23 protein-coding genes are annotated in these 26,188 nt (G+C 62.2%); 12 read left to right on the forward strand and 11 right to left on the reverse strand.

The window, feature by feature from the left end; all coding sequences use genetic code 11:
• Nucleotides 1-10: 10 nt before the first annotated feature.
• The 4 genes from QP971_RS00710 to rho are packed head-to-tail and all read right to left on the reverse strand — an operon-like array spanning nucleotide 11 to nucleotide 4,462.
• A complete protein-coding gene (locus QP971_RS00710) occupies nucleotides 11-679 on the reverse strand; it encodes an L-threonylcarbamoyladenylate synthase (RefSeq protein ID WP_049378377.1) in 669 nt (222 codons plus the stop codon).
• A gap of 32 nt (nucleotides 680-711) precedes the next feature.
• Nucleotides 712-1,548: a peptide chain release factor N(5)-glutamine methyltransferase gene (gene prmC / locus QP971_RS00715; protein WP_269953381.1), complete on the reverse strand. Its 837-nt coding sequence runs from the start codon at nucleotides 1,546-1,548 to the stop codon at nucleotides 712-714.
• Between the two features lie 6 nt (nucleotides 1,549-1,554).
• Nucleotides 1,555-2,631: a peptide chain release factor 1 gene (gene prfA, locus QP971_RS00720; RefSeq protein WP_023021759.1), complete on the reverse strand. Its 1,077-nt coding sequence runs from the start codon at nucleotides 2,629-2,631 to the stop codon at nucleotides 1,555-1,557.
• Nucleotides 2,624-4,462 carry a transcription termination factor Rho gene (gene rho, locus QP971_RS00725; protein WP_284810528.1) on the reverse strand — a complete coding sequence of 613 codons (1,839 nt, stop codon included), beginning with the start codon at nucleotides 4,460-4,462 and terminating at the stop codon, nucleotides 2,624-2,626. Before rho ends, prfA begins: the two co-directional genes overlap by 8 nt.
• A 355-nt stretch (nucleotides 4,463-4,817) precedes the next feature.
• On the opposite strand from rho, the gene QP971_RS00730 reads away from it, so the two are divergent.
• The 5 genes from QP971_RS00730 to mobA all read left to right on the forward strand — a co-directional run bounded on the left by QP971_RS00730 (nucleotide 4,818) and on the right by mobA (nucleotide 10,064).
• A complete protein-coding gene (locus tag QP971_RS00730; protein ID WP_284786662.1) occupies nucleotides 4,818-6,599 on the forward strand; it encodes a long-chain fatty-acid--CoA ligase in 1,782 nt (593 codons plus the stop codon).
• A 66-nt stretch (nucleotides 6,600-6,665) separates the two neighbouring features.
• Nucleotides 6,666-7,778 (forward strand): GTP 3',8-cyclase MoaA, encoded by a 1,113-nt coding sequence (gene moaA, locus QP971_RS00735; RefSeq protein WP_284810529.1) that lies wholly within the window; start codon nucleotides 6,666-6,668, stop codon nucleotides 7,776-7,778.
• A gap of 10 nt (nucleotides 7,779-7,788) precedes the next feature.
• Entirely contained in the window at nucleotides 7,789-8,988 is a 1,200-nt protein-coding gene (locus tag QP971_RS00740) for a molybdopterin molybdotransferase MoeA (RefSeq protein WP_284810530.1), read from the forward strand.
• Nucleotides 8,989-8,997: 9 nt separating this feature from the next.
• On the forward strand, nucleotides 8,998-9,477 hold the full coding sequence (moaC, locus tag QP971_RS00745; protein ID WP_198492889.1) for a cyclic pyranopterin monophosphate synthase MoaC: 480 nt from the start codon (nucleotides 8,998-9,000) through the stop codon (nucleotides 9,475-9,477).
• Entirely contained in the window at nucleotides 9,477-10,064 is a 588-nt protein-coding gene (gene mobA / locus QP971_RS00750) for a molybdenum cofactor guanylyltransferase (RefSeq protein WP_284810531.1), read from the forward strand. Before moaC ends, mobA begins: the two co-directional genes overlap by 1 nt.
• A 142-nt stretch (nucleotides 10,065-10,206) precedes the next feature.
• Here mobA and QP971_RS00755 read toward each other — a convergent pair whose 3' ends face one another.
• The 3 genes from QP971_RS00755 to QP971_RS00765 are packed head-to-tail and all read right to left on the reverse strand — an operon-like array spanning nucleotide 10,207 to nucleotide 13,819.
• The gene (locus QP971_RS00755; protein WP_284810532.1) at nucleotides 10,207-11,574 is read right to left on the reverse strand and encodes a multicopper oxidase domain-containing protein; all 1,368 of its coding nucleotides are present in this window, start codon (nucleotides 11,572-11,574) and stop codon (nucleotides 10,207-10,209) included.
• The gene (locus QP971_RS00760; RefSeq protein WP_284810533.1) at nucleotides 11,575-12,753 is read right to left on the reverse strand and encodes a beta-carotene 15,15'-monooxygenase; all 1,179 of its coding nucleotides are present in this window, start codon (nucleotides 12,751-12,753) and stop codon (nucleotides 11,575-11,577) included. It abuts the gene before it with no gap.
• Complete coding sequence (locus tag QP971_RS00765; RefSeq protein WP_284810535.1) at nucleotides 12,740-13,819, reverse strand: DUF8744 domain-containing protein; 1,080 nt, start codon at nucleotides 13,817-13,819, stop codon at nucleotides 12,740-12,742. The genes QP971_RS00760 and QP971_RS00765 overlap by 14 nt, the downstream gene beginning before the upstream one ends.
• 66 nt (nucleotides 13,820-13,885) lie before the next feature.
• On the opposite strand from QP971_RS00765, the gene QP971_RS00770 reads away from it, so the two are divergent.
• The 4 genes from QP971_RS00770 (at nucleotide 13,886) to QP971_RS00785 (ending at nucleotide 17,512) form a co-directional block, all read left to right on the forward strand.
• Nucleotides 13,886-14,146 (forward strand): DUF2249 domain-containing protein, encoded by a 261-nt coding sequence (locus QP971_RS00770; RefSeq protein WP_049378366.1) that lies wholly within the window; start codon nucleotides 13,886-13,888, stop codon nucleotides 14,144-14,146.
• A 67-nt stretch (nucleotides 14,147-14,213) separates the two neighbouring features.
• Nucleotides 14,214-14,978, forward strand: a complete 765-nt coding sequence (gene modA, locus QP971_RS00775) for a molybdate ABC transporter substrate-binding protein (RefSeq protein ID WP_269953372.1) — start codon at nucleotides 14,214-14,216, stop codon at nucleotides 14,976-14,978.
• A gap of 3 nt (nucleotides 14,979-14,981) precedes the next feature.
• A complete protein-coding gene (locus QP971_RS00780) occupies nucleotides 14,982-16,814 on the forward strand; it encodes an ATP-binding cassette domain-containing protein (protein ID WP_284810537.1) in 1,833 nt (610 codons plus the stop codon).
• Between the two features lie 38 nt (nucleotides 16,815-16,852).
• The gene (locus QP971_RS00785; RefSeq protein WP_284810538.1) at nucleotides 16,853-17,512 is read left to right on the forward strand and encodes a helix-turn-helix transcriptional regulator; all 660 of its coding nucleotides are present in this window, start codon (nucleotides 16,853-16,855) and stop codon (nucleotides 17,510-17,512) included.
• Here QP971_RS00785 and thrB read toward each other — a convergent pair.
• The 4 genes from thrB to argS form a co-directional block, all read right to left on the reverse strand.
• Entirely contained in the window at nucleotides 17,499-18,428 is a 930-nt protein-coding gene (thrB, locus tag QP971_RS00790; RefSeq protein ID WP_284810539.1) for a homoserine kinase, read from the reverse strand. The two genes, QP971_RS00785 and thrB, sit on opposite strands and share 14 nt — an antisense overlap.
• A gap of 24 nt (nucleotides 18,429-18,452) precedes the next feature.
• On the reverse strand, nucleotides 18,453-19,796 hold the full coding sequence (locus QP971_RS00795) for a homoserine dehydrogenase (protein ID WP_225747109.1): 1,344 nt from the start codon (nucleotides 19,794-19,796) through the stop codon (nucleotides 18,453-18,455).
• 176 nt (nucleotides 19,797-19,972) lie between these two features.
• The gene (lysA, locus tag QP971_RS00800; RefSeq protein ID WP_284810540.1) at nucleotides 19,973-21,310 is read right to left on the reverse strand and encodes a diaminopimelate decarboxylase; all 1,338 of its coding nucleotides are present in this window, start codon (nucleotides 21,308-21,310) and stop codon (nucleotides 19,973-19,975) included.
• Nucleotides 21,311-22,963: an arginine--tRNA ligase gene (argS, locus tag QP971_RS00805; RefSeq protein WP_284810542.1), complete on the reverse strand. Its 1,653-nt coding sequence runs from the start codon at nucleotides 22,961-22,963 to the stop codon at nucleotides 21,311-21,313.
• Nucleotides 22,964-23,175: 212 nt separating this feature from the next.
• On the opposite strand from argS, the gene QP971_RS00810 reads away from it, so the two are divergent.
• From QP971_RS00810 to QP971_RS00820, 3 genes are read left to right on the forward strand one after another with little or no spacing between them, the layout of a single operon-like run.
• On the forward strand, nucleotides 23,176-23,961 hold the full coding sequence (locus tag QP971_RS00810; RefSeq protein ID WP_284810543.1) for a (Fe-S)-binding protein: 786 nt from the start codon (nucleotides 23,176-23,178) through the stop codon (nucleotides 23,959-23,961).
• On the forward strand, nucleotides 23,961-25,466 hold the full coding sequence (locus tag QP971_RS00815; RefSeq protein ID WP_284810644.1) for a lactate utilization protein B: 1,506 nt from the start codon (nucleotides 23,961-23,963) through the stop codon (nucleotides 25,464-25,466). Before QP971_RS00810 ends, QP971_RS00815 begins: the two co-directional genes overlap by 1 nt.
• A complete protein-coding gene (locus QP971_RS00820; RefSeq protein ID WP_284810544.1) occupies nucleotides 25,463-26,083 on the forward strand; it encodes a LutC/YkgG family protein in 621 nt (206 codons plus the stop codon). The genes QP971_RS00815 and QP971_RS00820 overlap by 4 nt, the downstream gene beginning before the upstream one ends.
• The last annotated feature ends 105 nt before the right edge of the window (nucleotides 26,084-26,188 follow it).

Here is a 26,188-nt window from a genome sequence, read left to right on the forward strand (position 1 = left end):
GAATTCCCCCTTAAGCCTGTGGGCGGGTTCGCAGGGTCTGCGCGTCGACGCCAATAACCTCGCCGATTTCCTCGGCCGAGAGCGCTCCTTCGCGCAGCAGGTACGGGCGCTCGCCGGAGAGATCAATGATGGTCGACGGCTTGCCGACGGCCGTCTCTCCCGCATCCAAGTAAACCGTCACGGCTTTACCAAGCTGCTGCTTGGCCATAAGTGCCGTGGTCGGCGGCTGGTGGCCAGAAATATTGGCGGAGGACACTGCCATGGGGCCAACCTCGCGCAGCAACTCGATGGCAATGGGGTGCAATGGCATGCGCAGCATCACGGTGCCGCGGGTATCGCCGAGGTTCCACGGCAGCGACGGCGCTTGCGGAACGACGATGGACAGACCACCGGGCCAGAAGGCCTCCACCAAGTCACGCGCGGTATCGGTATAGGAAGCAACCAGACCGCGAACGGTATCCCAGGAACCCACCAATACCGGCACCGGCATATCCGGGCCGCGTTGCTTGGTGGCCAAGAGGTTGGCTACGGCATCGTTATCAAAGGCATCGCAGCCGAGGCCATAGAGCGTATCGGTGGGCATGACCACAAGGCGACCGGATTGCGCAGCCTTGACCGCAATGTTCATGCCCTCTTCGCGCTCGGCATCGTTGGCGCAGTTAAAAATCTTTCCTTGCATAATCTTTTCCCCTTCTTGCCCTCAATGGTGTCTTAGTCTACCCCGCGCACCGCAGTGACAAACCGGGGCGTTCCCGTCAGGTCTTGCAGCGGGGCGATCTGTTTAAAGCCGCCGTGTCGGGCCAATGCGGATTGTACGGCCTCGCTCGTGGAATCGTCGTGTTCGATGGCCGCCTTGCCGCCTGGGCGCACAAGGCGCGCAATGGTCGGGATAAGGCCGGTGATGACCCCCATCCCATCCGCCCCGGCGAAGACCGCGTTATGCGGGTCGTGATATACCTCCGGTTCAAGATCCGGGGTCTCCGGCACATAGGGCGGGTTAGTCACGAGGAGGTCCACGGTCCCATTCCAGTCCGCCAAGGTATCGTCGGCCGTGGCGTCAGCCTGGATGACCTCTACCCCGGTGTTATGGGTATTGGCTTGAGTGTAGGCCAAGGCGGCGTCGGCAAGCTCCACTGCCTTCACCTGCGCGTCAGGTAGATAGTGGTGGAGGTAGAGCGCCAACGCGCCCGTGCCGGTGCACAAATCAACCAGCCGCGGGCCTTCGGCATTGCGCACCGCCCAGTCCGCCATAACCTCGGTTTCCGGCCGCGGGATAAACACGCCCGGGCCCACCTTGAGCTCCAGCGGGCCGAACCAGGCGCTGCCTAGTACGTACTGCAAAGGCTCGCGGGCCTCCCGGCGGCGCAGCAGTGCATCAAAGGCCACGTCGAAGCCGGGCATAGGAGACTGATCGAGCGGGATATCCATGTGGCCGCAGTGGATTAGGTGCGCGGCCATGATGCGTGCATCCCATTCAGGGCTGGCCACCCCGGCAGCACGAAGGCGCTGCACCCCGCGGCGCAGCGCCCGTCCATACGTGTTATCCACGCTGAGTTACCCCTCGGCCTCGAGGCGCTCAGCGCGCTCTTGGTCCTGCAGGGCCTTAATAAGGTCATGCATGTCACCGTTCAACACGGAATCCAAGTTATTAGCCTTGTAACCAATGCGGTGATCCGTAATGCGGTTTTCCGGCCAGTTATAGGTGCGGATGCGCTCGGAACGGTCCATGGTGCGCACCTGAGAGGCGCGCTGCTCGCCGGCCTCAGCCTCGCGCGCCTCGCGCTCCATTTGATCCAGACGGGCCTGCAGAACCTGCAGCGCACGCGCCTTATTCTGAATCTGGGAACGCTCCTTCTGGCAGGTCACGATAAGCCCAGTAGGCAGGTGGGTAATACGCACCGCGGAGTCGGTGGTGTTCACGCCCTGACCGCCCTTACCGGAAGAACGGTAGACATCGACGCGAATATCCTTGTCATCGATATTGACGGACTCGACCTCTTCCGGCTCCGGGTAGACCAGCACGCCGGCGGCAGAGGTCTGAATGCGACCCTGGGACTCGGTAACCGGAACACGCTGCACGCGGTGCACGCCGCCCTCAAACTTGAATACGGACCAGGCTCCATCGCGCGACGGGGACTTGGAGCGGAAGGAAATGGTCATATCCTTCACACCGCCCAAATCGGACTCATTGAGGCCCAAGACCTCCCAATTAAAGCCCGTCTTGTCCGCATAACGCTCGTACATGCGGGCCAAGTCGCCGGCAAAGAGGGCCGCTTCTTCGCCGCCCGCGCCGGCCTTGATTTCCATAATGATGTCCTCGGAATCCTGCTCATCGCGCGGCGCGAGCAGGTCAGCGAGCTTTTCTTCCAAGCTCTCCACGGACTTTTCTAGGCGATCCGCTTCCTCCTGGAAGTCATGGTCCTCATAGGCCATCTCCTTGGCGTCGGCGAGGTCCTCGCGAGCCTGAGTGAGCTCATCATTGACCATGATGATGGGACGCAGTTCCGCGTAGCGCTTGGAGAGCTTGCGGAATTGCTTCTGGTCGCCGGCAACCTCCGGATCGCCCATCTGCATCTCAATGCCTTGGTACTCGGACACGATGTCATCAACGAGCGAAACCTGATTAGACATAATCTTCTTCATCCTTATCCGCAGCCATCGGGGCCGAGGAGGCCACCTGCATCAAGAACTCGCCATTGGAGCGGGTCTTCTTCAGCTGCTTAATGAGCAGGTCAATGGCCTGGTGGGAGTCCAGGGCGGAGAGGATGCGACGCAGCTTGGTCATGATGCGTGCTTCCTCTGGAACGAGCAACAGCTCGTCCTTACGAGTACCGGACGGGTTGACGTCCACCGCCGGGAAGACGCGACGCTCAGAGATGCCACGGTCCAGCTTCAGTTCGGCGTTGCCCGTGCCCTTGAATTCCTCGAAGATGACGGTATCGCCGGTAGAGCCGGTCTCCACCATGGCGGTGGCGATAATCGTCAGCGAACCACCCTCTTCGATATTGCGGGCGGCACCCAGGAAACGCTTTGGCGGGTAGAGCGCATTGGAGTCCACACCGCCGGAGAGAATGCGGCCAGAAGCCGGGGAGGAATTGTTATAAGCACGGCCGAGGCGGGTAATGGAATCCAGCAGGACCACGACGTCCTTGCCCTGCTCCACCAGGCGCTTGGCGCGCTCGATAGCCAGCTCCGCCACGGAGGTGTGCTCTGATGGCGGGCGGTCAAAGGTGGAGGCAATTACCTCACCGTTGACGGAGCGTTGCATGTCCGTAACTTCCTCAGGGCGCTCGTCTACGAGGACGACCATGAGGTAGCACTCCGGGTTATTGGTAGAAATCGCGTTGGCGATATTCTGCAGAATCGTCGTCTTGCCGGCCTTTGGCGGGGAGACGATAAGCGCGCGCTGGCCCTTACCAATCGGCATGATGAGGTCAATGACGCGGGTGGTGAGGATCTTCGGATCCGTTTCCAAACGCAGGCGCTTATTCGGGTACAGCGGGGTCAGCTTATTAAAGTGCGGGCGTTGCTTTGCGCCTTCCGGATCAATGCCGTTGACGGTATCGACCTGCACCAGCTGATTGTACTTGCGGCGGTTGCGGCCATTGCCGTGCGTATGCGTCGGGCCGGAAACCTTGACCTGACCGGTAATGGCGTCACCAGAGCGCAGACCTAGGCGGCGGACGATGCCGTTGTTGACAAAGACGTCGGAAGCCGCGGCGCGGTAGCCCGTGGTGCGCAGGAAAGCGACATTATTGTCTACGACGTCCAAGATGCCGCCGACAGCCTGCAGCTCATCGCCCTCGCGGACCTGCAAATCATTGCCGCCATTATTGTCATTGTTATTTCCGCGGCCGCGGCGGTTGCGGCGATTGCGGCGCCCACGGCGGTTGCCGCGCTCGTGGTTATTGTTGTCCTCGTGGCGGTTGCCGCGCTGCTTATTATCGCCGCGGTCATTCTTCTCGCCCTGATTATCGGAGCCATCCTGGGAGCTATTGTCGCGGTTGTCCTTAGCGCCGCCCTGCTCCTCGTTGCGGTTGCGCTCCTCGCGCTCTTGCCGTTCTTGGCGCTCCTGACGCTCTTGGCGGCGGGCCCGGTTGCGGCGAGCGCGGCGGGCCTGGGAGCGCGATTCATAGCGCTGCTCCTCGCCAGAGCTCTGCTGGCGGTTATCCTGCTTCTCGCCGGATTCTTCCTGCTTTTCCGCCTTCTGCGGCGCATCTTCCTGCGCCTTTTTGCGCGGCTTATCTGCTTTCTCAGGCTTCTCCGCCTTTTCTACCTGAACGGCCTTTTCCACCTTGGCCTTGGCCTTAGGCGGAACCTGTCCGGTCTTGATGGCGGTGATGAGATCCCCCTTGCGCAGGGCAGAGACACCACGTAGGCCGCGCTCTGCGGCCATTTTGCGCAATTCCGGCAGCTTCAGGGATGCAAGATCCTGTGCTGCGGTGTTGTCCGTTTCGCTCACGGATATCCTTTCGTTGCTTGACCAGGTCCGATTATGCGGGAGCCGCCGCAGCCTATGCTCGCGGCGTTGCACTGGAAGCCAATGTGTATTTTTCTAGGACTTCTCGCCCTCGTGCCAAGGCGCATGCGCGTCCTGCCGGGCAATAAGTATGAGGCCTCTTCCGTGTCCTTGTGGAGACTTCGCACAGCGAGTGCACGAACCGGAAGAAATCAAGAAACGACTGCGGGCAAAACTACTTCTCTGGGCCCGAATGCATAGGAAAGGGGAGCTAAAATTTTCCGGTTTCCTACCAGTCGCGAACAAGTATAACGCATAGGGAGCAACGCCCGCACCATGACACCGCTACAGTAGAGGCATGCTTTCCACGATGATGGATATCCCCCTCTCCCTGACCCGCATTTTGGAATACGGTGCCTCGGTACACGGGGACACCACGGTTACCACCTGGCACGGTGAGGGCACCGGCTCAGAATTCGATCCGGCCGAGGAAGTTACCTTCCGCGATATCGCTGCCCGCGCCGCCGCGTTCGCCCACGCCATTCACGATGAATTGGGCATCACCAGCGATGAGCGCGTGGGCAGCTTTATGTGGAATTGCGCCGAGCACTTGGAGGTAATGTTCGGCACCGCCTGCAAGGGCGCGATTTTTGCCCCGCTGAATAAGCAGCTGATGAATGACCAGATCCGCCACATTATTAACCATGCGGAAGTCTCCGCCATCGTGTGCGATCCCCGCTTGGCGCAGCAGCTAGGCAAGGTGCTCGTGGGCACCGACTCCGTGGGAAGCGTCATCATCACCGGCGCCCAACCAGCGCAGCAGTTTGCTCACCTTTTCCCCCGCGGGGTTGAGGTGTATTCCTATGAGGCTCTTATCGACGGCCGCTCTACCGTCTATGACTGGCCCGAACTAGATGAGCGCACGGCCGCGGCGCTGTGCTATTCCACGGGCACCACGGGCGCGCCCAAGGGAGTGCTGTATTCACACCGGTCTCTCTATTTGGAGGCCATGCAGCTGCGTTCCTCAGACTCGCTGTGCATTACCCACGGCGAGACCTTCCTGTGCTGCATTCCTATCTGCCACGTGCTCAGCTGGGGCGTTCCCTTCACCTGTTTCATGACGGGCACCCCGCTGGTGCTTCCCGACGCCGATGTGTCCGCCCCCACCCTAGCCAAAGCCATCGCCGCTACCTCTCCGCGCGTGGCACACGGCGTGCCCACCATTTGGATTCAGCTCTTTGTCCACTACATGCACCATCCACCAGAGCGCATGACGCTCACCGAGATCTACGCCGGCGGCTCCCCCGTCCCGCCGACGCTGATCAAGATGTGGGAGGAGCGCTACGGCGTCGATGTGGTCCACGTGTGGGGCATGGTGGAAACCTCCACCGTAGGCAGCGTTGCCCGCCCGCCCCAGGGCGCCTCCGGCGATACCCGCTGGGCCTACCGCGTATCCCAAGGCCGCATCCCCGCCTCACTGGAATACCGCGTAGTCAACGACGGGCAAGTCGTCGCTCGCACCGACCGCAATGCCGGCGAGCTGCAGGTGCGCGGTAACCTGGTCACCGGTTCCTACTACCACTCGCCCACCGCTGAGCCGGGCGAAATCGCCTCCGAATTCCGCGGCAAACAAGTCGAGGCCGCGGAGGATAAGTTCACCGCCGATGGCTGGCTGCGCACTGGCGACGTCGGCTCTGTTACCAAGGACGGCTTCCTTACCGTGGAGGACCGCGCCCGCGATGTCATTCGCTCCGGCGGCGAATGGATCTATTCCGTGCAGCTAGAAAACCTCATCATGTCCGACGAGCTTGTCGTCGAGGCCGCCGTCATTGGCTACCCCGATAAGCAATGGGTCGAGCGCCCACTCGCCGTCACCGTATTGGCCGAGGGCGCCTCACCCACCATCGAGACTGCGGAGCGCCTGCGCGCCAGCATGCGCAAGGAACTGCCGAGCTGGATGCTGCCGGAGTATTGGACCTTTGTGAAGTCCATCGATAAGACATCCGTGGGCAAATTCGATAAGAAAGATTTGCGCGCCCACCTGGCAGAGGGCGAGTACAACATCATCCGGCTCAAGGGCCCGGGTGAATCCCAGCGGCTCGACGTCACCGGCGCCGCCGATTTAAGCCGGGAAAACTAGGAATAAATTCGCGTCAGTCGCCGTTGCAGCTTGGTGTACCTCGTCCCCTCTCTTAGACTGGCACCAATGACCTCTTCCTCCCAGCAGCCCGTGGTTTCCTTGCCCCTCCCTACCGTAGGCCGAGCGAAACCGCCGGCGGATCTACCTGCACCGGCCGCTGATGGCACGCGCGCACTGCTGGATCGCTATGGACGCCAAGCCCGTGACCTGCGCGTCTCCCTCACGGATCGCTGCAACCTGCGTTGCACCTATTGCATGCCGGCCGAAGGTTTGGAGTGGATGCCCACAGAGCAAACCTTGAGCGATGAGGAAACCATCCGGCTGATCCGGATAGGCGTCGGCAAGCTAGGCATCCGCCAAGTGCGCTTTACCGGCGGCGAGCCCCTGCTGCGCAAGTCGCTGGAGAAAATTATTGCCGCGACCAAACAGCTGCGCACCGACCAAGGCCGCTCCCCATCCACTGCGCTGACCACCAACGGACTCGGTTTGGAAAAGCGCGCCGGCGCCCTCGCCGCGGCCGGGCTCGACCGCATCAATATCTCGCTCGACACCATCGACCGTGAGCGCTACGCCGCGCTCACCCGCCGCGATCGGCTCGACCACGTGTTGCAGGCCATCGCCGCCGCGGATGCCGCGGGCCTGCATCCCATCAAGATCAACGCCGTAGTCATGCCCGGGGTCAACGAAGAAGACATCGTTCCACTGGCGGACTATGCCGTCCACCACGGCGCCCAGCTCCGCTTCATCGAGCAGATGCCGCTTGGTCCCCGCGAGCAGTGGCGCCGCGAGGACATGGTCACGGCCGAGGATATCCTCGCCCGCCTGCGCACCCACTTTTCTATGGCGCCGGCACGCGAACCACGCGGTTCCGCCCCCGCCGCCCTATGGGAGGTCAGCGCTCCGGACGGCACGCGCGGCACGCTGGGCATCATTGCCTCGGTCACCCACCCCTTCTGCGGCGATTGCGACCGCACCCGCCTTACTACCGACGGCGCCATTCGCAATTGCCTCTTTGGCAATTCCGAAACCCCACTGCGAGACCTGCTGCGCTCCGGCGCGAGCGATGAGGACATCATGGAGGCTTGGGCCGGGGAAATGTGGAGCAAAAAGCCCGGTCACGGCATCGACGACGAGGGCTTTCTCCAACCAGACCGCCCGATGTCCGCCATCGGCGGCTAACCTGAGTCTTATGTCCACGCCCCGCAGCATCTCCGCGCACCTCGACGCCGTACTCGCGCTGGCTTCCACGCCACCGGCCGAGTCCGCACCAGTCGATGCCTCCCTCATCGGCCGCATCCTCGCCGCCGACGCCACCGCGCGCTTTCCCGTGCCACCCCATGCCAATTCAGCGATGGATGGCTTCCTCGTCCATGCCGCGGATCTTTCTTCCTCCGCACCGTGGACCCTCCCCGTCGCCGGCGATGTACCGGCCGGCGCGGCTCCCATCGATGTGCCCGCCGGCCACGCCGTCCGCATCATGACCGGCGCCCCCGTGGCCGATACCGCAGGGATGCTCGTCGTCCCAGTCGAAACCACCACCACCCCGGCCGGCCCCGTAGCACTTCCGGACGAGGTCACCATCACGGAGGCCCCCGCCAAGTCGCACATCCGCCCCGCCGGCGAGGACATCCAGCCCGGCGCGCCAGTCGCCACCGCCGGCACGCTTATCGATGCCGCCGTCATCGCCGCCCTCACCTCCGCCGGCGTATATTCCGTCGCGGCCTACCGGCGCCCGCGCATCGCGGTCATTTCTTCCGGCGAAGAACTCGTCCCTTCCCCAGTAGAGCTCGCCCCCGGCCAACTACCGGATTCCAATGGCCCGATGCTCGCCGCTCTCTGTGGCGCAGACACACACGTCCATGTGGGCGATGCCCCTGCGGACCTAGCCTCTGCACTAGATGAGCTAGCCCCGTCCCACGACCTCATCATCACCTCAGGTGGAGTATCCGCCGGCGCCTTCGACGTCGTCCACACCGTACTCGGGCGCACGGATTCCGCGTGGTTCGGGCACGTCGATCAGCGCCCGGGTGCCCCGCAGGGCTACTCGCTGTGGAATGACACCCCGGTGCTTTGCTTGCCCGGCAACCCCGTAGCGGCCTTCGTCGATTTCCAGCTCTATGCCCGGCCACTTATCGCCGCACTGTCCGGACACCCCGCACCACGCCAGCGGGTCAACCTGCGCGCCCGGGTGGATTCGCCCCTTCCCGCCTCCCGCGGACGGCCGACCATTGTTCCCGTCACCGTAGACTTTCAGGCAGCGCCCGCCATCACCTCGCACCTGCCCCACGGCAGTCACCGCATCGTGTCGCTGGCCGGCACCAATGGCTATTGCCTCATTGACTCCGCGCCGCCGGCCATGGGCGAGGACATCACCGTTTATCTGTATTAAGGAGTAACCATGGAATTTACCCACCTGAACTCTGACGGCGCCGCCTACATGGTCGACGTCACCGAGAAGCAGCCCACGGTGCGCACCGCCACCGCTGAGGGCGAGGTAGCCTGTTCCCCGGAAGTCATGACCGCCTTGCGCGATGGCACCGTGCCCAAGGGCGATGTCCTCGCCGTTGCCCGCATCGCCGGCATTTCGGCCGCCAAGAAGGTTCCCGAGCTACTTCCCTTGGCACACACCATCGGCGTACACGGCTGCGCAGTCGAGCTCACGCTTGCCGACGACCACGTGTCCATCTCCGCCACCGTCCGCACCGCCGACCGCACCGGCGTGGAAATGGAGGCTCTGACTGCCGTGAACGTTTCCGCGCTCGCCATCATCGACATGGTCAAGGGCGTGGACCGCTCCGCGTATATCCGCCGCTGCGGAATCGTGGCGAAATCCGGCGGCCGCTCCGGGGACTGGTCCCGCACCCTCCCGGAGTCCTAATGCTCGGCGCGGTCATCCTCGCCGGCGGCCACGGCAGGCGCATGGGCGGCGCCGATAAGGCCTCCCTTTTTGTCCACGGCACGCGCTTTATCGACCGCCTGCTCGCCCAGCTTCCCTACGGCACCCCGACCGTGGTTGTCTCCCCGCATCGCCTCGGCGTGCCCCAGGTGTGCGAGTCACCGCTCTACGGTGGTCCTGTCGCCGGCATCGCGGCCGGTGCCCAGGCGTTATCCCACTGCTCCGAGCTCGCCCTCTTCGCCGTGGATGCCCCCGATTCGCCGCTACTGCTTCCCCGTCTGCGCTCGACCCTCGCCTTCTCCACGGCCGATGCCGTACTCACCCGCGCCGCCGACGGCTACCTCCAGCCGCTGTGTTCCCTCTGGCGCGCTCCCGCGCTCCAAGCTCAGCTCGATTCCCTTCCTACGGCTCGGAACGTCTCCGTCCGTCGCCTCATCCATGGCGCCGACTTCATCGAGATTCCCGGCACCGGCGCCGAACGCGACTACGACACCCGTTCGGAGCTGCGCGAGCTTCCTGCGTTCCCTCCCCACACCGCCCTTCGCGCTCACCGGCAGCCGCTGACCTAACTCACCTGAGCGCCAAGGGAAGAAGTCTCGGCCTCCCCTCCCTTCGCGCTCACGGTGGGCACCAAATGTGACCACGAACGGTCGCTGGTGAGCGCGAAGGGCGGGAGGACCGAGCGGCGAGAGGAGCCGAACCGCGGGAGGACTACTCGGTGACGATGAACTTGCCGTGCTGGCCCTTCTCCGCGTTAGTCATGATGTGATTGACAAAGGAATAAGTACCGGGCTCGTTGAAGGTCATCTCGACGAATCCTCCTTGCGCCGGGAGGAGGTCCAGAGCTTGCGAGCCGGTCGAGTCCTCATTTTTGATGAGGTAGGCGCCTTCCTTGTAGGCAGTATCGAATTGCTCGCCCACAACGTGGAAGCTCAGCGGCTGGTCGGGGCCTAAATTGGTCAACCACAGGCGGACGGTATCGCCTACCTTGGCTTTGATGGGCTCTGCGTCATATTGGCCAGGGTAGTAATTGAAGGCCATCAGGTCGAAACGACCGTCGGCAACGCGCTGGGCGTCGGCGCCGGTGGATTCCTCGCCCAGGAAGACATCGGTAGCCATGAAGTTATACTCCGCGTCAACGGGCTTGAGGTTCGGCGGATCGATGATGACATTGCCGGCCATGCCGTTGGCGATGTGAAGGGACATGGGCATCGTGGAGCAGTGATACATCCAGATGCCGGAGCGGTTCGCGGTGAACTTGTAGGTCAATTCTTCGCCCGGCTGGATGGATTTCATGGTCTTATCTGGGTTGACCTCGCCGGCGTGGAAGTCAATGGAGTGGGCCATGGAGCCCTCGTTCTTGATGGTGATTTCGAACTTATCGCCCACCTTGCCACGCAGGGTGGGCCCCGGGGCTTGGCCGTTGAAGAGCCAACGCATCTGCTTGATGCCAGGGGCGACCTCCACGACTTCCTCGGTCATCGTCCAGGTCTCTTTGTGCGTCTTCGTCTCAGCGGCCGGCTGCAAGGTGGCGTCAAAGGCGGAAAAATCGTCGCGCTGTGCGCCGAGTTCGGCGGCAGTTGGCACGTCTACGTGCGGATTGCTAGCTGAGGACACCGCATGGTCATGTCCTGCAGCGGCGCCGTCTCCCACGTTGACCTGGAAGGTCATGCCCTGCATCTTGTGGCCGGCGATGGTGCAATAGCCTTCCACGGAGGAGTCGATGACTCCGGCGTCGAGTTGAACGGTCTCGCCGGGGTCGACGCGGCCGGTCTCGGCGTCGCCAATCTTAAGGTCATGGACTTGGTCGCCGGAGTTGGTGAAGTTGACCACCAGGTGGGTGCCGGGCTCGATGTCAATGGACGAGGGGGTAAAGGCCATACCATCCACGCCCACGTCAATGGTCTGCGTTTCGCCAGAGGATACCGGTGCGGCAGACTCCGTGCCCTTGCCGGTGGAATTGACCACGGCGAGCGCGATGACCGCCGCCAGCGCGATGCCGATGAGCAGCCACGAGGCCCACGATGAATCCTTCGGCGCGGGTTTTTCCGCAGGTTGTGAGGAAGAAACGCTCAGCATTTAACTCTCCAGTCTTTTCTGTAGGTAGATGGCTCGGCCGACGGCAATAACGTTGGTGGCAAGGCCTATCCCCATCATGATAAGCCCGGCCACGGTAGCGCCTAGCAATGTCAGCAGTCCGCCCACGTTGATGAGCAGCAGACGGGCGTAGCCGGTGCGCTCGGTGCTATTAGGGCGTGCGCCGGTAAGGATGGGTAGCAAGTGGTGAAGGACACCGGTAACCAACTGCAAGAGGCCGGCACCGAGGAAGGCGGGCAGCAAAACCAGCGTGATGGTGCGCGGGTAGGCGCCCACCGCTGCGGAAATGGCGTCACCGGCACACAGCGCCAGCATCCACACCAGGCCGGCGATAACGGACACGGTGGCGGTGGTCAGCCGCGGCGAGCGCCCCATGACGGTGGCAAGCACCGGCTGGATGACGAGCACCGCCGCGAGGACCACGAGCAGTTGGGCCACGCCTGCGACGCGGGTAAGGCCCACCGCGTATAACGCCATCGCCAAGGACAGGCCAACGCAGTGCACGATGAGCGCGCGAGTACACCGCGCGCGGGCGGTGGGCGATATCGCGGTGGCCGATAGCGTGGGGAGCAACGTGACCACCGTGCCGATGACGGTAAGCCACGCGAAGCCCCAGATCATGCCGCGCGAGTGGGCGCTGACGAGGAGGGAATACTCGCCTACCCCATTACCGCTGAGGATGACAAGCACCACGGAGGCAATCATGAACACGGCCGCCGCGATATAAAAAGGCACGGTCACGGCAAAAGAACCAGACAATGAGCCGCGTAGGCGCCGCGCGACGAACCACAGGTGCCAGGTGAGGGCGGCGATGATGAGGGCAGAGGCGGCGTCGGCAAGCGGGCCCCAGTCATAGCCCGCCCTATCAATGAGCAGCAGGATTAGCCCGAGCTGCACTAGGCCCACGCGACTGCCGACGCCCCGATAGTCCCCACCCGCAGTCCGGGTCAACGCCTCAGTGAAATGGGTGGAAAAGACGATGATCGCCGTGGTCAGCGCGCCAATAGTAAAGGGGTGGATGATATCCCACCACACCACGGGAGCACCCAAGGATCCCGCAATGAGCAGACCGAGGCCAATAAAGATCCACAAGCCAATGATGGCGGCGCTCAGGGTATGCCAGCGGCCGCGCGGGGCCAGGGATACGTCATGAATGCGCACGTCGCGCCTCCTTTACGGTCAAGGCAATGCCGCAGGCGAGAAAAATTAACACTGCGAATATCGTAACCACCCCGCCGGTGTGGAGGGCAGTGGTGTGCTCGGCGCAATCGGCAAGGAGACGCAACGCGAGGCCGCCATGTAAGAGCACCACCGGCACATAGAGCACCGGGTGATACGGCAATCGGCGGCGGATAACGGAGGTGAAGATGATAGGAGCGTGCGCGAAAATCATGGACATGACAAAGCCCAAGAAGATGGCGTGCACTGAGGCATCATAGGCAAAGCCGGTGGACTGTCCGTGCAGCAGCCAGAGGTAACCGCCGAGGGCGAGCCAGCCATAGCTAGCCAACATGCACGCTGCCGAGTAGCGCGGCAGGCCGTGAGAGCGCACCAGATTCTTGGCCACGTCTACCCGCGCGGTGGCCGCAGCGATGGCGATGAGTACCAAGCCCATGGCGCGATAGCCCACCACAGGGGCAAGCACGTAGATGACGCTGGCCGCCGCCAGCCCCAGAACTAGGAGGGTCAGGTGGTTTTCGGCGCGGGTTCCGGCCATGGTGACGCGCGCTAGTTCCATGCGCTCGCCGATGATGGTGGCCACGGCGTAGAGGACACACAACGGCATCGCCGCAGCGAACCCGGGGCCCATGGCCCACAGTGCAGCGGCTGCTACTCCCCCGATAACGCCAGCTGCCTGCACCAAGATCGCGAGGCTCGCCTGGCGGCGATAGATGGTGGCGTAAATGAAGCCAAGCACAAGGAAGCTGGCGGCAAAACACACTGCGGGGACCGCACGCGGCAGGCCGGCGAGAATGCCCAGCACGCCGGCAACGTGGCATACGGGCCCGGCCCATGCCCACGAGGTGCGCACAGCGACGGTGCGCTCCAGTCCGATGGCTCCGCCCACGAAGCCGAAGACCATGAGCGGTCCGTGGTCGGCGGCAAAGGACGCGCCGGGGGTGGCGGTCAACCCCAATAGAGTGGCGCCCGCAGCTAGGCCTACCAGAAGCGATAGGCCTGCGAAGGCGAGGAAGATGAAGCGATGCGCCACGCTATTATTTTGCACGGGTTTTATCGTACTAATATTACTAGCAGAGCGAAACTCGCACCCCTTTAGAAAGGACTACAAACCATGCAACTGCCCATTTCCGATGCCAATAAGCCGCACTCCATCCCTACTCTGAACGCCTCCGAAATTCCGCACGCCGTTCGCCACGGCGCCATCCATGGCGCGCTGGGCACCCTCAACGTGGGCGAATCCATGATCCTCATCGCTCCGCATAATCCAGTTCCACTGCTCAAGGAAGTCGAGGCTCGCGAGGAAAAATTCGAGCTGGACTACCTCAAGGAAGAAGAAAACGACTTCCACATCAAGTTCACCCGCGTGAGCTAAACCTTCGCGGAGCGGAGGGCTATCCTGGATAGGTCACACTCTCCGCTGTAGAAGGAGCCCTCCGCAGATGAAGAAGCGCGCCGCCGCACTCCTCGCCGCCATCGCATTCGCCCTTACATCCTGCGCTCCCCCAACGTCAACGACCTCCGCCCAGGACACGGATGCTCCTACGCTTAATGTCCTGGCTGCGTCCTCCACCCGCGTCATCAATGAAAAACTCACTCAGCGCGCAGGCCAGCTCGAGCCGCCAATGAATCTGAGCTTTGACAATGGCGGCTCCTCCGATCTCGTGAGCAAGCTGCGCGAGGGCGCCCCAGCAGATCTTCTCCTAACGGCGTCCAAGAAAACCATGGACCAAGCAGTAAAAGATGGCACCGTCACCAAACCTAAGGTGCTTGCCACCAACGTCATGGTCATGGTGGTGCCTAAGGGAAACCCGGCCAATATTCACTCGCTGCAGGATCTTTCCCGCGCCCGCCACTTTGTGCTCTGTGATCCGCAGGTACCCTGCGGCGATATCTCCTCTCAGATCATCGATGACAAGCACCTCGACGTTCACCCCTCCTCCCAAGAGCGCCAGGTAGCGGACGTTTTAGGAAAAGTGTCCGCGGGTGAAGCCGATGCCGGATGGGTGTATTCCACCGATGCCGCCGCAGCTGGCGATGATGTCGAAGTAATGGACATTCCTGGGGCAGACAAATTCGCCAACCAGATCGTCGGCGCAGTCACGGCCGAAGCCGAACACCCCAAGGAGGCGCAGGAAGTCCTAGATCTTTTGGCCACTGACTTTGATTCCACCTGGCGCGACCGCGGCTTCACCCGGGCGGAGTAGGCTATGTCCGCACCCCAGCCCCTTCGCCCCAAAGCCCCGCTGCTCATCGGCCTTATTGGCCTCATTGCGGTAGCCACCATCATTGTTCCGGTGGCGGCCCTCGGGCTGCGCGTGCCGTGGGATCGCATCGGCGACTACCTCGCGCGCGACGAGATCCGAGACATGCTACTCATCTCAGTGGCAGCCGCCTTCCAATCTATGGTCCTTGCGCTCGTGCTGGGTTTGGGGCTGGCCCTGTGGGTGCAGCAGCTCGGCCGCGGCAGCGCCGTAGTACGCCTCTTGGTCTACCTCCCTCTGGCCATGCCACCGGTGGTGGGCGGCTTGGCACTTACCGCAGCTTTCGGCCGCAAGGGGTATCTGGCCCCGCTTCTCGACGCCCTAGGTATCCACTTCGCTTTCGCCTTCCCCGGAGTCGTTATGGCACAGACCTTTGTGGCGCTGCCCTTTGTGGTGGTGGCGGTCGATTCGGCGCTGCGCCAGCTAGACCAGGAAATCCTCGCCTCTGCGCGCGGCGTGGGCTTGGGGCGCTGGGAGATACTCGGCAAAATCACCCTGCCTTCTATTGCGCCCGCTTTGGCTACCGGTGCCGGCTTAGCCTTCGCCCGATCCCTAGGCGAATTCGGCACGACCCTAACCTTCGCCGGCTCGCAGCCCGGTGTTACCCGCACCATGCCGCTGGGCATTTACTTAGAGCGCGAGGTCGACGCGGACGGCGCTTATGTACTTTCGGCGCTGCTCATCGGCCTGGCATTACTATGCCTGGCACTAGCAGGCTTGCCTGTCCTGCGGCGGAGGCACTACCAACCGCGGGCGCGGAAGTTGCACACCTTCGACGTCGACAAGCTGCGCGAGCTCACCCAACCCGCTGAGGTTCCGGCCGTCTCCGTGAAGGTCGATGGGGTGCGCACGGACTTTTCCCCACGCGCTATTACCGCCATAGTGGGCCCAAACGGCTCCGGTAAAACCACGCTCATGGGGCGCATTGCTGGGCGTCTGAGCGGCGGTGAGGTCTCCCCGGAGGGCGCCGACGTCGTCTTGCTCACCCAGCGGCCGGGGTTGCCGCCGCGCTCGACGGCCGTGGAGGCGGTGGCCATGGTCACCCGCGATAAGGTACGTGCGCAGGAGCTCCTGGCGGCAGCGGGATTGCACGAGCTTGCCGACGTCCCCGTTCCCGCCCTCTCCGGCGGCCAAGCCGCCCACGTGGCGCTGGTGCGCGCGCTGGCCGCACGGCCGGCGGTGTTGATTGTGGACGAGCCCCTGGCCGCAGTCGACGTGAATTCGGCCGAGAGGTGGCGCCGCTTCTTGCACGCGGCCCGCGCAGACCGCACCACACTGCTTGTGACCCATGATGCGCTCGACATTGCGAACCTGGCGCGGGACATACTGGTCATGGAATCCGGCCAAGTGCGGGCGCACGGCGCAACCGCGCGTCTGCTTGAGGCACCGCCAACGGGCTTCGTTGCGGCGCTAGCGGGTCTTAACCGCCTCGAGGGCACCGTAGCCGAGATCGGCGCGTCCGCGGTAGAAGTCGCGTGCGGCGATATTACCGTTCTGGCGGCCACGGAGCATGCGCCTCTTGCGCCCGGCCAGAAGGTGGCGGTGACCTTTGACCCGCATGCGGCTACAATTGGCGCCGCGCAGGAAACGTGCAATCAGTGGACGGTGCGAGTCCTTGCAATCGAGGCCACCGGCCTCGCGGCGATGCAGCTGCGCGTTGATCTGGGCGGCCACGAGGCGTGCGTACCGATAAACCGCGAGTTCGCTTTAGACGTTGGGGTGGGTAACATCGTATCCTTAACAGTGTCTAAAGCAAACGTTTTTGTCCACCCCAACTAATATTTCTGTTTTCGCAGATCCCAAGGCGGATTTCCACCATGCCTGATTCACTTCCCCGGCCCACCACCGAACTCTTTCCGGAGGCCCTCAACCTCTCGCCCAAGCAGCGCGAGGTGCTCACCGCTGTGCAGCGCCACCCCGAAGGCGCCAAGGCCGGCACCGTCGCCGAGGAACTAGGCATGCACGTCAACACCGCCCGCGGACACATCGATGAGCTGGTCAACGCTGGGGCCGTCAACGTAGTCTCCGCGCCGAGTAAGGGCCGCGGGCGCCCCTCCCTCATCTTCCAAGCCCGCGTACCGGATAATAAAGCGGTGGCAGAGGAATACATCACGTTGGTGGAAGTGCTGACCACGATGCTAGCGGATAAGGAAGAGCTTGATGACGCCGCCTCGGCCAAGGCCCTCGAGATCGGGCGACGCTGGGCGCGCGCCGCAGGTGCCGAAGCCTCCGATGGCGCGCTCGATACGCTCTTTGCCACCCTGCGCGATATGGGCTTTGATCCTGCCACCAAGCCTGATTCAACCGACATCGAGCTCCATGCCTGCCCGTTTGTCTCTTCGGGTCTTGCGCCTTCGCCGTTCCTGTGTGCGGTACACGCTGGCTTCCTGCAAGAAACCAGCGATGAAGACACCATCATTAACTTGGTGCCGCGCCAGCCTCACAACGTGTGCCGGCTAAAGATTAAGCCTGCGTAAGCTCCACCCTGACGGGGCCGGCGACGGTGAGATCGATGACGCGGAGGTTGTGCTCGCGGGCGTCGGCAAGAATGCCCTCATCGATGTCGTCGGTGTGCAGCACCATCACGGTGGGGCCGGCGCCGGATAGGTAGGCCGCATAGCCGCGATTGCGCAGGCGGTTCACCCACTCCGCGGTCACTGGAAGCACATCCGCACGGTACGGCTGATGCAGGCGATCGCGGGTTCCCTCCCACAGGAGATCCGGGTAGTTCTGCAACGCCGCCACCTGGACCGCGGTGCGCGAGACGTTGAACGCCGCATCCGAATGCGTCACGTGCGACGGCAGGACGCGGCGCACCGCCTGGGTGGAGGCATGGAAATCTGGCACGAGCGCGGTGGCGCGGATATCTTCGTGCACCTTGATGGACGCGGCGCGGTAGTCCGGCAAAGAATGGCCGTCGACGGGGACATTTGTCCACGACACCACGGCGTCGCCCAACACGGAGGCGGCGGCATTATCGGGATGGCCCTCAAAGGCGGAAGAAAGCTGCACCACCTGCTCCTGGGTCAGGGGGCTTCCCCCCAGCGCATTGCCGGCGGCCACGCCTGCCACTGCCGCGGAAGCGGAAGAGCCCAGGCCGCGCGACTGCGGGATAGTATTATGCGAGACCACGCGCAGGCCCGGCACGGTGGCGTCGGCCGCCGAGAGTGCGGAGCGAATCGCCTTGACCACCAAATGGGAGCCATCGCGCGGCAGGTCTTCTGCACCCTCGCCGAAAATCTCCACCACAAGGCCCGAGGTGGTGACCTCTACCTCGACCGTGTCATACAGGCTCAGCGCCATGCCCAAGGTGTCATATCCTGGGCCAAGGTTCGCTGTGGAGGCAGGAACGGTCACAATTGCCTTGGTGCCGACTTCAACTTCGATACTCATAGCTGTCCAGTCTATTGCTCTGGGCTAGCTGCCGAGGCGGATTACGGAATGAACAGCCTTGACCTCTTCGAGCTCGCCCAAAGCAGCCACAATGGTATCCAAGGTGGCCTCCTTTGCGGCATGGGTGACCACGATGAGGCGGGCGGTGTCCGCGCCGTCTTCTTGGCGCACGGTGCGCAGGGAAACGTCATTGTCGGCAAAGACAGCGGAGATGGCGGCCAGCACACCGGTGCGGTCTTGGACTTCCATATCGATGTGGTAGCGGGTTTCTACCTCACCGAAGTCTGCGATAGGCAGGTTGGCATAGGTATTCTCGCCCGGTGCGCGACCGCCGTGGACGATATTGCGGGCTGCCCCGACGACGTCGCCAAGCACGGCAGACGCCGTAGGATTGCCGCCCGCGCCGTTGCCGTAGAACATCAGGGAACCTGCGGCCTCTGCCTCAACGAAGATGGCATTATAAGACTCGCTCACGGAAGCCAACGGGTGCTCCTTAGGCACCAAGGTGGGGTGCACTCGGGCATTGACCGCCTCGGAGCCATCGGCACGCTGGAGGCGCTCGCAAATGGCCAGTAGCTTGATGGAATAGCCGGCATCATTTGCCGCGGCGATATCCGCGGCGGTGACCTTGGTGATGCCCTCGCAATGGACGTCCTCGAACTTCACTCGGGTGTGAAAGCCCAAAGACGCCATGATGGCGGCCTTAGAAGCGGCGTCGTGGCCCTCTACATCCGCGGTGGGATCGGCCTCGGCATAGCCTAGGCGGGTAGCCTCTGCCAGCGCCTCGTCATAGGAAGCGCCCGTGGACTCCATCGCGTCCAGGATAAAGTTGGTGGTGCCATTGACGATGCCGGAGATGCGCTCTACCTGATCGCCAGCCAAGGACCGGCGCAGCATGCCTACCACTGGGATGGCAGCGGCCACGGCAGCCTCGAAGTAAAGATCTACGCCGGCGCGGTCGGCGGCTTCCGCCAACTCGTCAGCATGCGCGGCCACTAGGGCCTTGTTGGCGGTCACCACGGACTTTCCCGAATTAAGTGCGGCGAGCACCAGCTCGCGCGGGAAGTCAATACCGCCGATTACCTCAACCACGAGGTCGATATCATCGCGGGCGACAAGCGCCTTGGCGTCATCGGTCAAAAGCTCCTGGGGCACGCCTGGGCGCAGCTTATTCTTATTTTGGATGGCTATGCCGCGAATCTCGGCTGGACCACCGATGCGATGAGCAAAGGCATCAGCATTTTCTCCCAGCAGACGGAAGACCTCAGCACCCACGGTGCCAAAGCCCAGCAGGGCGATGCCAACGGTCTCGCCCTCGCCCTTGCCGGAATGCTTGTGTGCCTGAAGCTCGCTAGTAGATGCAGCCATAATCCGTCTCCATTGTGCGGTTTGGGGGTAAAGGTGTTGTGCCCGCTAATTGCGGATACAGGACACTATACAGAACAAGCTGTCTACTTTCGCCGTAAATGGGTCTATAGATAGAAAATCCCCCGTCACAGGGCCTGAATTAAATTAGGCGCTGTGACGGGGACCGAGTAGCCGGGCTAGTCCACTTCGAGGGAAAGAAGATCCTCGATGGTCTCGCGGCGCAGCATAGGCTTGGTCTCGCCTACGCGCGTGGCGACGACCGCCGGGCGCACCGCACCGTTATAGCGCGAGGACATCATGTACTGGTAGCCGCCAGTCGCCGCAAAGGCGATCAAGTCTCCCGGCTGGATATCATTGGGTAGCTCGCCGTCCTCAAGGAGAATATCGCCGGACTCGCAATGGAAGCCCACCACGCGGGAGGGCACCTCTTCCCCATCGCTAAAGCGGTTGACCACCCGCACATCATAGGCCGAACCGTAGAGCGCTGGCCTGATATTATCTGACATTCCACCATCGACGGAGATATAGCGACGCAGCGGCAGATCTGACTTGCCAGTTTCTACATCCTTGACGGTACCCACGCGGTAGACGGTCACCGCAGAGCCGGCAACCAAGGAGCGACCAGGCTCAACCAAGAGGAAGGGCGCCTCAATGCCCAACTCCTCTGCGGTGTGCTTGACCGCGCCGAGCATATCGCCGGCCACGCGCTCGATATCCAGCGCCTCCTCATAAGGCATATAGGGAATACCAAAGCCGCCGCCCAGATCGAGCTCTTCCAACGTCACGCCCAGCTCGGTATAAATCTGGCGGTACAACCCCATGACGCGCTCCGCGGCAAGTTTGAAGCCCTCCGCATTAAAGACCTGGGATCCCACGTGGCAGTGCAGGCCGCTCAGGTGCAGGTTATCCGCCTCCAAGCAACGCTTGGCCGCAGCAAAGGCCGCGCCCGTGGCGAGCGAAATGCCGAACTTTTGGTCCTCATGCGCCGTGGCGATGAATTCGTGCGTATGCGCATCAACACCCGGCTTGACGCGGATCATCACCGGCTGGACCTTGCCGGCCTCGCCCGCAATGCGATTGAGTTCTTCCAGCTCGAGATCGTTATCAATGACCACGTGGCCCACGCCGGCGTCTACACACAATCGCAGGTATTCATCGTCCTTATTGTTGCCGTGCGTGGTGATGCGCTCGGCCGGAAACTCTGCGGCCAAGGCAATCTTGAGCTCATTGAGAGAGGCCGCATCCAAGCACAGGCCTTCCTCATTGACCCAGTTCACGATCTTCTTTGAGATGAAGGCCTTGGAGGCATAGTGCACGTGCTCGGGTCCACCGAACGCGCGGGCCATGTCTTGGCAGCGGGACCGGAAGTCATCTTCGTCGAAGACATAGAGCGGGGTCTGGAATTCCTCCGCCAAATCCGGCAGCGGAACGCCAGCAATGGTTACTACGCCGTCTTCCTCGCGCTGGGCATTGCGCGGCCAGACGTGAGCCGGCAGCTCATTGAAATCCGCCACTTACATCTTCTCCGGGGTGCTTACGCCCACCATGGTCAAGGCATTGGCCAAGACCACGCGGGAGGCTTGCGCCAACGCGAGGCGGGCACCGTGAATAGGAGCTTCGTCCTCGCCAGCCTTGGGAAGGACCTGGCAGGAGTCATAGAAACGGTGGAAGACCGCAGCGAGGTCCTCGGCATAGCGGGCGATGCGGTGCGGCTCGCGCAGCTGCGCGGCTTCTTCCAACACGGCCGGGAACTCGCCCAGGGTGCGGATGAGGTCGCCCTCGCGATCATGGGTGAGCAAGGAGAGGTCTGCACCGTCCGAATCGATGCCCAGCTCGGCTGCCTTGCGGCCGATGGAGCACAGGCGGGCGTGGCCGTATTGCACGTAGTAGACGGGGTTATCGGAGGACTGGGATTCCCACAGGCCCAAGTCAATATCGATGCTCTGGTCCACAGATGAACGCACCAGGGAATAACGGGAGGCGTCCACACCGATGGCAGCCACGAGATCCTCCATAGTGATGACCGTGCCCGCACGCTTAGACATGCGCACTGGCTTACCATCACGCATGAGGTTAACCAGCTGGCCGATGAGCACCTCGACGGCGTCGGCGTTGTATCCCAAGGCCGCTGCGGCAGCCTTCAAGCGCGGCACGTAGCCGTGGTGGTCAGCACCCAGCATGTAGATATTCAAATCGTGGCCGCGGTCGAACTTATCGGCCACGTAGGCGATGTCACCTGCAATATAAGCTGCATTGCCATCGGACTTAACCACCACGCGATCCTTGGAGTCGCCATAATCGGTGGACTTGAGCCACCATGCGTTCTCAGCCTCGTACATATGGCCTTCGGCCTTGAGCTTTTCCAACGCGGCATCCACTGCACCGGATTCAAAGAGGGAGTTTTCGTGGAAGTAGACATCAAAATCCACGCCGAACTCGTGCAGGGACTGCTTGATCTGCGCAAACATCATCTCCACGCCGTCTGCGCGGAAAGCCTCCTGGACCTCTTCGTCGCTGCCCTCTAGCGCGGATGGGTTCTTCTCCACCACGGCCTTAGCGATGTCCTGGATATAGGCTCCGCCGTAGCCATCCTCCGGAGTAGGCTCGCCCTTCGCGGCAGCCACGAGGGAACGGGAGAAACGGTCAATCTGGCCACCATGGTCATTGAAGTAATACTCGCGGGTCACCTCAGCGCCAGACGCCTCCAGCACACGGCCCAAGGAATCACCCACGGCCGCCCAACGGGTACCGCCGAGGTGGATCGGGCCGGTGGGGTTAGCGGAGACAAACTCCAGGTTAACCTTCTTACCCGCAAAGGATTCGTTAGAGCCGTACTTCGTGCCGGCGCGAAGGATCTGCGCGACGATCTCGCCTTGGGCGTCGGCAGCAAGGCGGATATTAATGAAACCAGGGCCGGCAATGTCGGCCTCTGCAACGGCATCATTGTCTGCCAAGGCCTCTGCCAACCAGCCTCCCAGCTCGCGCGGGTTTGCGCCGGCCTTCTTGGCCACCTGCAACGCCACGTTGGTGGCGTAGTCGCCGTGCTCAGGATTACGTGGGCGTTCTACGGTTACCGTTTCCGGCAAAACGGAAGAATCAAGCTCATGGCTTTCCATGACCTTAACGGCAGTTTCTTTAATCAATGTGGCCAAATCAGCTGGTGTCATGTCGCACGATTCTAGTGGACTGAAAAGTCAAGTGTGAAAAAGGCCGCGCCAGAATATTCCCCGTTGCAGGCCAAACGTTTGATAGCAACTTTTTGCAACATTGATATTGCGAAATAATTGCTGGTCAACAAAGGGACGCATTACGCACGTACTGCTTAAAGGTAGTAGGGTTGTGTCTATCCCCCATGTAAAAAATCAACGAGGAGCACCGTATGCGCATTGCGCTATTTTCCACTTGCATTGGTGACGCCCTTTTCCCGGACGTACAAAAAGCAACGGCATTGGTTCTCTCCCGCTTGGGCCACGAGGTGGTCTTCCCGGAGGAACAGACCTGCTGCGGCCAGATGCACATTAATACCGGCTACCAGAAGGAAACCCTGGGCATGATCCGCTCCTATGCGGATGCCTTCGCAGATCCTTCCATTGACTACGTTGTTGCTGCCTCTGGTTCCTGCGTGGGTGCCGTTCGTGAGCAGCACGAGCGCATCGCCGACCGTTACGGCAACTCCGCCGACGTCGACGGCGCCCGCAAGACCACCCAGAAGACCCTGGACCTGCCGGAATTCCTGGTAGACGTAGAAGGCGTTACCAATGTGGGGGCATTCTTCCCACACCGCGTGACCTACCACCCTTCCTGCCACGGCCTGCGCTTCTTGAAGCTGGGCGACCGCCCACTGCAGCTACTGCAGGAAGTCGAAGGCATCGAACTGGTCACCCTTCCTAATAAGGAAGAATGCTGTGGCTTCGGCGGCACCTTTGCCATTAAGAACGCAGAGGTATCCCGCGCGATGGTCACCGATAAGACTCGCCACGTTAAGGAAACCGAGGCTGAATACGTCACCGGCGGTGACTCTTCCTGCCTGATGAACATCGGTGGTGCCCTGAGCCGCCAGCGTTCCGGTATCCGCGCCGTTCACATGGCTGAGATCTTGGCTTCTACCAAGGAGCACCCATGGACTCCTACCTCCGCCGCCTACTCCAAGGAGACGATGCTCTAATGACCTCTTTCCTCGATACCACCCCACCGCGCGCGCCGGAAGGCTACGGCAACCTGCGCGGCAGCAAGGCCTTTGTTCCCCTGGCACACGTTGGCCTGAATAACGCCACCCAGCGCCACAACCTGCAGCACGCTACCACCACTATTCGTGAAAAGCGCTCCAACGCTGTAGAAGAGCTGGACGATTGGCAGGAGCTGCGCGCTGCAGGTTCCGCCATCAAGGAAGATGTTGCCGCTCGCATGCCCGAACTGCTCGAGCAGTTCGAAGAGGCAGTCAAGGCTCGCGGCGGCGTTGTCCACTGGGCACGCGATGCCAAGGAAGCCAACCAGATCATCGAAGGTCTGATTCGCGCCACCGGCGAGACCGATGTGGTCAAGGTTAAGTCCATGGCCACCCAGGAAATCGGCATGAACGAGCACCTGGAGGCAGCGGGCATCAACGCTCGCGAGACCGACCTCGCAGAGCTCATCGTGCAGCTAGGTGAAGACAAGCCCTCCCACATTCTGGTTCCGGCTATCCACCGCAACCGCGCGGAGATCCGCGATATCTTCGTCAACAAGATGCCAAATACCGATGACTCCCTGCAGGCAGAGCCGGCAGAGTTGGCTGAGGCTTCCCGCCAGTTCCTGCGCGAGCAGTTCATGCAGGCAAAGGTTGCCATTTCCGGCGCCAACTTCGGCGTGGCAGAAACCGGCACCATCAACATCGTGGAGTCCGAGGGCAATGGCCGCATGTGCCTGACCCTGCCAGAGACCCTCATTACCGTCATGGGCATTGAGAAGCTGGTGCCAACCTTCCAGGACTTGGAGGTCTTCCTCCAGCTGCTGCCACGGTCTTCCACCGCGGAGCGTATGAACCCATACACCTCCATGTGGTCCGGCGTTACTGAGGGCGATGGCCCGGAGAACTTCCACGTGGTGCTGCTGGATAACGGCCGTACCGCGGCCCTGTCCTCCCCGATTGGCCACCAGGCCCTTAAGTGCATCCGTTGCTCGGCTTGCCTGAATGTTTGCCCGGTCTACGAGCGCGCCGGCGGCCACGCCTACGGCTCCGTCTACCCTGGCCCGATCGGCATTTCCCTGACGCCGCAGCTGACCGGTATGAAGGACCACAACGATCCTTCCGCCAGCCTGCCTTATGCGTGCTCCCTGTGCGGCCGCTGCGACGAGGTGTGCCCGGTGAAGATTCCGCTTTCCGACGTCATTTTGGAAAACCGCCACCAGAAGGTCACCCACGCCACCCCACCAATCGAGCCGAAGCTCTTCAAGACCATTCAGCTGCTGTGGAGCAACCCGAAGCTGTGGAACAAGGCAACCCACATGGTCGCCTTGGGCCGCATCTTGGGTGGCACCAACAAGACCATCGAATCCCTGCCACTGTTTATGTCCGGTTGGTCCGAAGGCCGCGATACCGCGGTTCCGCCAAAGAAGTCCTTCCGCCAGTGGTTCGAGTCCGAAGAAGGCAAGGAGCTTCTTGCCGAGGCCCGTGAGGAGTCCCAAAAGTGAACGCAAAGCAGGAAATCCTAAGCCGCATCCGCTCCGCTCAGAAGCAGGCTGGTCTCCCCGACCACGTTGATGCCCCGCGTGACTACCACCACGAGGGCACCCTGAACGCGGACGAGCTGCGCAATATGCTCATTGACCGACTCGAGGATTACAAGGCCGAGGTGCACGTCACCGAGGAAGGCGAGCTAAAGAAAGCCATCGCCAAGATCCTCAATGACCGCAAGTGCGATGACATCCGCTACGCTGAGGGCCTGGATGCCAGCCTCTTCGAAGGGTTCGACGCCAAGCCAGATGATAAATCTGTCGATCCGCGCACACTGAACGAGACCGACGCTGTGGTCACTTATTCCCACGTCACCTCCGCCCAGACCGGCACCATCGTGCTCCAGTCTGATGAGCGTTGCGGCCGTCGCGCGCTCACCCTGGTTCCGGATCGCCACCTGTGCATTGTCCACCAGGATGAGATCGTCTACGGCATCCCCGAGGTCATCTCCCGTATGAACCCGGAAAAGCCCGCAACCTGGATCTCCGGCCCGTCCGCTACCTCTGATATCGAGCTCGCTCGCGTCGAGGGCGTACACGGCCCGCGTGACCTTATCGTTCTCATCGTCAAGTAGCTCTGCGTAGCCCCTCACCCGCTCCGGCCAATGAGGGCACCCACCTACTGTGAATATGATGCCAAAGGCATCAAGAAAGCATAGGCTAGGTCTACCAATAATTTT

This window comes from Corynebacterium marquesiae (genome assembly GCF_030229635.1).
GTDB classification, from domain to species: domain Bacteria; phylum Actinomycetota; class Actinomycetes; order Mycobacteriales; family Mycobacteriaceae; genus Corynebacterium; species Corynebacterium marquesiae.